Annotated in this window: 6 protein-coding genes; 3 read left to right on the forward strand and 3 right to left on the reverse strand. The window is 62.4% G+C overall.

The features are described from left to right. Nucleotides 1-49: 49 nt before the first annotated feature. Nucleotides 50-1,456 (reverse strand): adenosylhomocysteinase, encoded by a 1,407-nt coding sequence (gene ahcY / locus JV18_RS0114430; protein ID WP_033075620.1) that lies wholly within the window; start codon nt 1,454-1,456, stop codon nt 50-52. A gap of 459 nt (nt 1,457-1,915) precedes the next feature. Between ahcY and JV18_RS0114435 the strand changes: the two genes are divergently transcribed. Then, a complete protein-coding gene (locus JV18_RS0114435) occupies nt 1,916-2,314 on the forward strand; it encodes a hypothetical protein (protein WP_033075621.1) in 399 nt (132 codons plus the stop codon). A 10-nt stretch (nt 2,315-2,324) separates the two neighbouring features. Here the strand turns inward: JV18_RS0114435 and JV18_RS0114440 are convergent, their stop codons facing one another. Together JV18_RS0114440 and JV18_RS0114445 are read right to left on the reverse strand one after the other, a co-directional pair. Then, nucleotides 2,325-2,888, reverse strand: coding sequence for a YqgE/AlgH family protein (locus tag JV18_RS0114440; protein WP_033075622.1), 564 nt, complete (start codon nt 2,886-2,888; stop codon nt 2,325-2,327). An 88-nt stretch (nt 2,889-2,976) separates the two neighbouring features. After that, entirely contained in the window at nt 2,977-4,200 is a 1,224-nt protein-coding gene (locus JV18_RS0114445; protein ID WP_033075623.1) for a polyhydroxyalkanoate depolymerase, read from the reverse strand. Nucleotides 4,201-4,373: 173 nt separating this feature from the next. Between JV18_RS0114445 and JV18_RS0114450 the strand changes: the two genes are divergently transcribed. Next, nucleotides 4,374-6,203 (forward strand): ABC transporter transmembrane domain-containing protein, encoded by a 1,830-nt coding sequence (locus tag JV18_RS0114450; protein WP_052072310.1) that lies wholly within the window; start codon nt 4,374-4,376, stop codon nt 6,201-6,203. 47 nt (nt 6,204-6,250) lie between these two features. Then, the gene (locus tag JV18_RS0114455; protein WP_033075624.1) at nt 6,251-6,787 is read left to right on the forward strand and encodes a DUF1993 domain-containing protein; all 537 of its coding nucleotides are present in this window, start codon (nt 6,251-6,253) and stop codon (nt 6,785-6,787) included. Nucleotides 6,788-7,072 lie beyond the last annotated feature (285 nt).

Genomic DNA, 7,072 nt, shown 5'->3' on the forward strand with positions numbered 1-7,072 from the left:
CGCCGCCAGAAAACACGCTCCACGCGCGTTTTCCGGCGGAAACCCGCTATCAATAGCGATAATGATCGGGCTTGAACGGTCCTTCGACCGGCACGCCGATATAATCGGCCTGCTTTTGCGTCAGCTTGGACAGTTTCACGCCCAGCTTTTCCAGATGCAGCGCCGCCACCTTTTCGTCGAGATGCTTGGGCAGGACATAGACGTCATTCTTATACTGATCGCCCTTGGTGAACAGCTCGATCTGGGCCAGCACCTGATTGGTAAAGCTCGACGACATGACGAAGCTAGGATGCCCCGTCGCGCAGCCCAGATTGACGAGGCGCCCCTTGGCGAGAACGATGATCTGCTTGCCATCGGGGAATTCCACCAGATCGGTGCCCGGCTTCACTTCGGTCCATTTATAATTGGCAAGGCCAGCAATCTGGATTTCGCTGTCGAAATGGCCAATGTTGCACACAATGCTCATCGGCTTCATCGCGGCCATATGCTCGGCAGTGATCACATCGGCATTGCCGGTCGCGGTGCAGAAAATATCAGCCCGCTTGACCGCTTCCTCCATGGTGACGACTTCAAAGCCTTCCATCGCCGCCTGCAGCGCGCAGATCGGATCGACTTCGGTGACGAGTACGCGCGCGCCGCCGTTGCGAAGCGACTGGGCCGACCCTTTGCCGACATCGCCAAAGCCCGCAACGCAGGCGACCTTGCCCGCCAGCATCACGTCGGTCGCGCGGCGGATCGCGTCAACCAGGCTTTCCTTGCAGCCATAAAGATTGTCGAATTTCGACTTGGTCACGCTGTCGTTGACGTTGATCGCGGGGAAAGGCAGTTCGCCCTTCTTGGCGATTTCATACAGGCGATGGACGCCCGTGGTGGTTTCCTCCGACACGCCCTTCAGCGCCTTGACCGTCTTGGTCAGATAGCCGGGGTTTGCGGCGACAAAGGCTTTCAGCGCGCGCTGGAATTCGACTTCTTCTTCATTTTCCGGCGCGGGCAATTCAGCGCCCGCTTCGATCTTCGCGCCCCACAGCGCGAACATGGTGGCATCGCCGCCATCGTCGAGGATGATGTTGGCGGTGGTATCGCCCCAGTCGAAAATGCGGCCGACATAGTCCCAATAATCGGCAAGGCTTTCGCCCTTCACCGCAAAGACCGGAATATTCTGCGCGGCAATGGCCGCGGCGGCGTGATCCTGGGTCGAAAAGATGTTGCAGGTGGCCCAGCGCACGTCGGCGCCCAGCGCCACCAGCGTTTCGATCAGCACGGCGGTCTGGATCGTCATATGCAGCGACCCGGTGATGCGCGCGCCCTTCAGCGGCTGCGACGCGCCATATTCCTCGCGCAGCGCCATCAGGCCGGGCATTTCAGTTTCGGCAATGGCAATTTCCTTGCGACCGAAATCGGCCAGATTGATGTCGGCGATGACATAGTCGCGGGTGTCGGCGGCGGTTGTGGCCACGGATAATCTCCTGTTGGGCGGGTTGACCGCAGGCGAGCGGCCACGAAATTATGTTACGCGCCCTAATCGAAAGAGCCCGCGCGTTCAAATATAAACTTTTCTTTATGTCATGAAAAGGGGGCGGTCCGGCCCACCCGTTTCCTGCCCCGTACAGGGATCAGCCGAGGGTCTTTCGGTGCGACATCCCCTTACCCGAATCGGCGATTCGGCAGCCGAATCGGCATGCCCCGCGGCACGTGACGCCCAAAAAAATTTTCACCGCCGCCGATTATGACAGGAGCCGCCCGATTTATGTGACAGCAGCCAATTTGCCCCAAGATTCTGAAAAACAATCCTTATAATGCGGCTTGCGATAAGAATAATCGTTATTTGTGACATCAATGTTACAACCCCCCGAAAATATTGACTTTTTTGTCCCTGCACCGGAAAATCAAGCCAAGTTTTCTGGGAGATAAGGATATGAAAAAAATTCTCTTGCCGCTGGCCGCTATGGCTTTTGCGACCCCTGCCGCCGCGCAATCGATCGTCGTGGTGACAGCGCCGCACAATGAAACAGCGCAGCTTCCCGTGGCTTATGCCGAATTGAAGGCGGGACAAAATCGCGCCGCCCTTGCCAAGCTCACCGGCGACAGCGGGATCGATGCGCGCGACCCGTCGCGCCTCATCAATCTTGGCACCGCTTATGCCCGGCTGGGTCGCACCGCCGATGCCGCCGCCGCTTATGAAGCCGCCGCGACCAGCCCGATCCGCTACGACCTCGAACTCGCCAATGGCGATTATATGGACTCGCGCTGGGCGGCGCGCACCGCGCTTGCCAATTTGTCCGCGGGGCGCCCGCAACTCGCACTCGCACAATAAGCGCGGCGGATTAGGCTTCACCGCCTTCGGTGGTTAACAGGCGGGCGTCCACTCCCGCTTCTGCAAACGCCGCCTGCCAGCGCTCGGCGGGCGGCGTTTCGAACAACAGGGCATCGCTGCCCGGCGTGACATGCCAGCCGTGGCGGACCATTTCTTCCTCCAGCTGTCCGGGCGACCATCCGGCATAGCCCAGCGCCACCAGCCATTTTGACGGACCGCGCCCTTCGCCGATGGCGCGCAAAATATCGTGCGAACTCGACACCATCCAGCGATCGGCAATCTGCGCTGCGCCCTCGCCGCCCCAATCGAGGCTGTGAAGAACAAAGCCGCGGGTGGGTTCGACCGGCCCACCCAGAAAAACCGGCTGGTCAAGCGGGTCTTCGTGCACAATTTCCAGCTGGTCGAGCACAGCGCCCACGGTCATGCCGTCGATGGGGTCATCCACGGCGATCCCCATCGCGCCTTCCTCATCGTGGCTGATCATCGCAATCACCGAATGCTCAAAGCGGGGGTCGCCAATACCCGGAAGCGCGAGCAGTAACTGGCCGGTGAACCAGGTCGGGTTCGTTTCCATCGCCCTATCATGGACGCCCGCGCCCGCAGGGTCCAGTGGCTTGCCCGAAAACAATCGCTTGACTGGCGCAGTTCGCCCGATGCCGCACTCAGGTCGCGGCGTGGGCGCGCATCCATTTTTCGACGACAGGCGCAATCTGGTCGCGCCATTTGCGCCCGTTGAAAATGCCATAATGGCCGACACTCTTCGCAAGCAGATATTTCTTTTTGGCGTCGGGAAGATCGGTGGCGAGCGTCAACGCGGCCTTGGTCTGCCCGATCCCCGAAATATCGTCGCGCTCGCCCTCGATGGCGAGCAGGGCAATATCCCTGATCGCGCCAACATCGACTCTTTCCCCGCGATGCATCATTTCGCCCTTGGGCAGCAGATGGCGCTGGAACACCACATCGACCGTTTCCAGATAAAATTCGGCGGTCATGTCGCACACGGCGCGATATTCGTCGTAAAATTCCTTGGTCTTGTCCGCGCTTTCGCCGTCGCCATCGACCAGATGCCTGAACATCTCCCAATGGCTCATCAGATGGTTGCCCAGGTTCATCGACATAAAACCGGCAAGCTGCAAAAAGCCCGGATAGACGCGCCGCCCCGCGCCCGGATACCAGGCCGGCACCGTCGCGATGACATTTTCCTCAAACCAGGCATAGGGGCGCGTGGTGGCATGCTGGTTGACCGCCGTGGGCGCCTCGCGCGTGTCGATCGGCCCGCCCATCATCGTCAGCGTTCGCGGGCGGCAATCATGCTTTTGCGCGGCCATCACCGCGGCGGCAGCAAGGCTCGGCACAGAGGGCTGGCACACCGCGAGCATATGGGCGCCGGGGCCGATATGCTCCAGCCAGCCGATCAGATAGTCGATATAATCATCGAGGTCGAAATGCCCCGCGTCCAGCGGCACATTGCGCGCATCGCGCCAGTCGGTGATCCACACATCATGGCCGGGCAGCATCCGCTCGACCGTCCCGCGCAACAAGGTCGCATAATGGCCCGACATGGGCGCGACGATCAGCAGCTTGGGCGCGTCCTTCGCCCCGTCATGCACAAAATGCTTGAGCTGGCCAAAGGGCTTGCGTGCCTCGATCCGTTCGGTCACCGGCAGCGTCTGACCATCGACCACCACATCGCACAGTCCGAATTCGGGCTTGCCGCGCGGCGCGGCGGCATGGGCAAAAACTTCGAGCGCCGAGGCGAACAGCGGGCTGGCGCCGAAATAGCCCAGCGGATTGGCCGGATGCTGCATCGCCTGCGCCCCCGCCGTGGCAAGCGCGCTTGCCCCTGCGAGCCAGCTGCGCTGCATGTCAAAGGCGTGGTAAAGCATATATCGTTCCTTGCATGGCGCGGGCGCTCTGACGGCGCCTTGGCCTTGCCCGCAGTCTAGCCGATGACTTTCATTGTGCAACGCATCATTTTACTTCCCCTTCACCATGTTGAAGGGAGCCGGACATTTTGGATCGTTGAGCCGCGCTTCCACCGCTGCTAGGGCGATGCACGATGGCAACCACCCCCGACCAGCCCGCTCCCGCCGCTGCGCCGCCCTTGGCGGCTACGACGAATGATGTGGCCCCGGCGCGCCGCAAACTCGGCAGCCTCCGGATGATCTGGCGCTATGCCAGCCGCTATCCGCTGCAATTGCTCGTCGCCGCCATCGCGCTTGGCGTCGCCGCGCTCGCGACGCTCGCCATTCCCTATCAGTTCAAGGAAATGATCGACTCGGGCTTTATCGCCCGGGGCGGCGATGTGGCCCCGCATTTCCGGCTCTTTTACGCCATCGTCCTCATCCTCGCCGTGGCGACGGCGCTGCGCTTCTATTTCGTCAGCTGGCTGGGCGAGCGCACGGTGGCTGATATCCGCCAGGCGGTGCAGCAGAATCTCCTTCGCCTTGCGCCCGGCTTCTTCGAGGAAAACCGCCCCTCCGAAATCGCCTCGCGCATGACGTCGGACACGGCGATCATCGAACAGGTCGTCGGCACCACCGTCTCGGTCGCCTTGCGCAATCTGGTGATCGGCATCGGCGGGATCATCTATCTCTTCACCCTGTCGCCCAAGCTGACCGGCGGGATCCTGCTCGGCATTCCGCTCATCATCATGCCGATCGTGCTGCTCGGGCGCCGCCTGCAAAATGTTTCGCGATCGAGCCAGGACCGCGTCGCCGATATCGGCGCCACCACTGCGGAGCAGTTGGGCGCAATGAAAATCGTTCAGGCCTTTGGGCAGGAAGCCCGCGAGGCTGGACGCTTCACGACCGCGGTCGAGGCCAATTTCGCCACCGCCAAGCGCCGCATCCGCCTGCGCGCCACGATCACCGCCGTGGTGATCGGCCTGCTCTTCGGCGCGATCACCACGCTGCTCTGGTATGGGGCCGAGGGCGTAGCGGCGGGCACGATCACCGGCGGCACCATCGCCGCTTTCGTCCTCACCGGCGGCCTCGTTGCGGGCGCCTTTGGCGCGCTTACCGAAGTCTATGGCGACTTGCTGCGCGCCGCCGGCTCCGCCGAACGGCTCAGCGAATTGCTCAGCGTCGAAGCCGCCATCGCGCCGCCCGCCAACCCGCGCGCCCTTCCTGAACCGCCGCAAGGAACGCTCGCCTTTGAAGGCGTGGAATTTCGCTATCCCACCCGTCCCGACGCCCCCGCGCTTCATGATTTCACCCTGCGGATCGCGCCGCGTGAAACGGTTGCCATCGTCGGTCCGTCGGGCGCAGGAAAATCGACGCTGTTTCAGCTCGCCGAACGTTTCTACGATCCGCAGCAGGGGCGCATCCTCCTCGACGGCGTCCCATTGACCGAAGCCGATCCGGCCGCAATCCGCGCGCGTATTGCGCTGGTCCCCCAGGAAATGGTGATCTTCGCCGCCACCGCGCGCGACAATCTGCGCTATGGCAATTGGGACGCAACCGACGATCAGCTTTGGGAGGCCGCACGGGCCGCCAATGCGGAGGATTTTCTGCGCCAGCTTCCCGAAGGCCTCGATACCTATATGGGTGAAGGCGGCGCGCGCTTGTCGGGCGGTCAGCGCCAGCGCATCGCCATTGCCCGCGCGCTGCTCCGCCAGGCGCCGCTGCTACTGCTCGACGAGGCCACCTCCGCGCTCGACGCCGAGTCCGAAAGGCTGGTGCAGGATGCGCTCGATGCCTTGATGCACGATCGGACCACCATCGTCATCGCCCACCGCCTCGCCACCGTCCGCGCCGCCGACCGCATCATTGTGATGGATGAGGGCCGCATCGTCGAAGAAGGGCGTCATGAGGACTTGGTTCGCGCCGAGGGCCTCTATGCCCGGCTCGCGCGTCTGCAATTTCAGGATAGCAGCGTCTCCGGCTGAACTTTCAGAAGAATTGCGCCGTTACTCTGCCGTCAAAGGAATCTGCGATGCTTTATGACCAAACCATCCCCGGCTATCATCAGGCGCTCACCGCCCTTTCGGGTGAGCTCGACAAGGCGTTGGACTGGGCGAAGGAACAGGGTCGAACGGAATCAGACTTGCTCGCCGCGCGTCTTGCGCCCGACATGGCGTCGTTCGCCACCCAGATCCGCTTCACCTGCATTCAGGCAGTCCAGCCTGCCGCGACACTGGGCGGTCAGACCCCGCCGTCCTTCGCCGATGATGCCGTCGATGTGGCAGGGCTACAGGTCCAGATTGCCAAGGCCATCGCCTTTATCGACGACATCGACCCCACCGCCTTTGGTAACGACACCGAGCGTCAGGTCAGCCTCACGCTGGCTACCGGCATGGTCTTCGACTTGCCCGCCGCCATCTATGTCCGCGACTGGGCACACCCCCAATTTTATTTCCACCGCGTCACCGCCTATGCGATCCTGCGCCATCTCGGCGTCCCGCTCGGCAAGGCCGACTATGTCGCTTATATGATGCAGTATCTTCGCCCCGGCACCGCCCCCACTGCCTGACGTCCGCTAACACGCCCCGGCGCCCCGCCACCACTTTCTCCCTCCTCCTTCCGGACTTGATCCGAACCCAGGGAGGGTCAAAGCAGGCGCCAAGAAGGACAGCGGCACGCACCCCTGTTCCGCGGAAGCCCATCCGTGAGTTTCGCGTCCTTTCGTCACCGGGACCTGTTCCGTCTTATACTCATCGCGTCCGCAGGCTGTCATTGCGAGCGCGGCAACGCCGGGCGAAGCAATCTCCCGTCAGCGCCTGGCACGAGATAGCCGGTGACACCCTCGCCTCTGGCG

Source organism: Sphingopyxis sp. MWB1, assembly GCF_000763945.1.
In the GTDB taxonomy this organism is placed as follows: domain Bacteria; phylum Pseudomonadota; class Alphaproteobacteria; order Sphingomonadales; family Sphingomonadaceae; genus Sphingopyxis.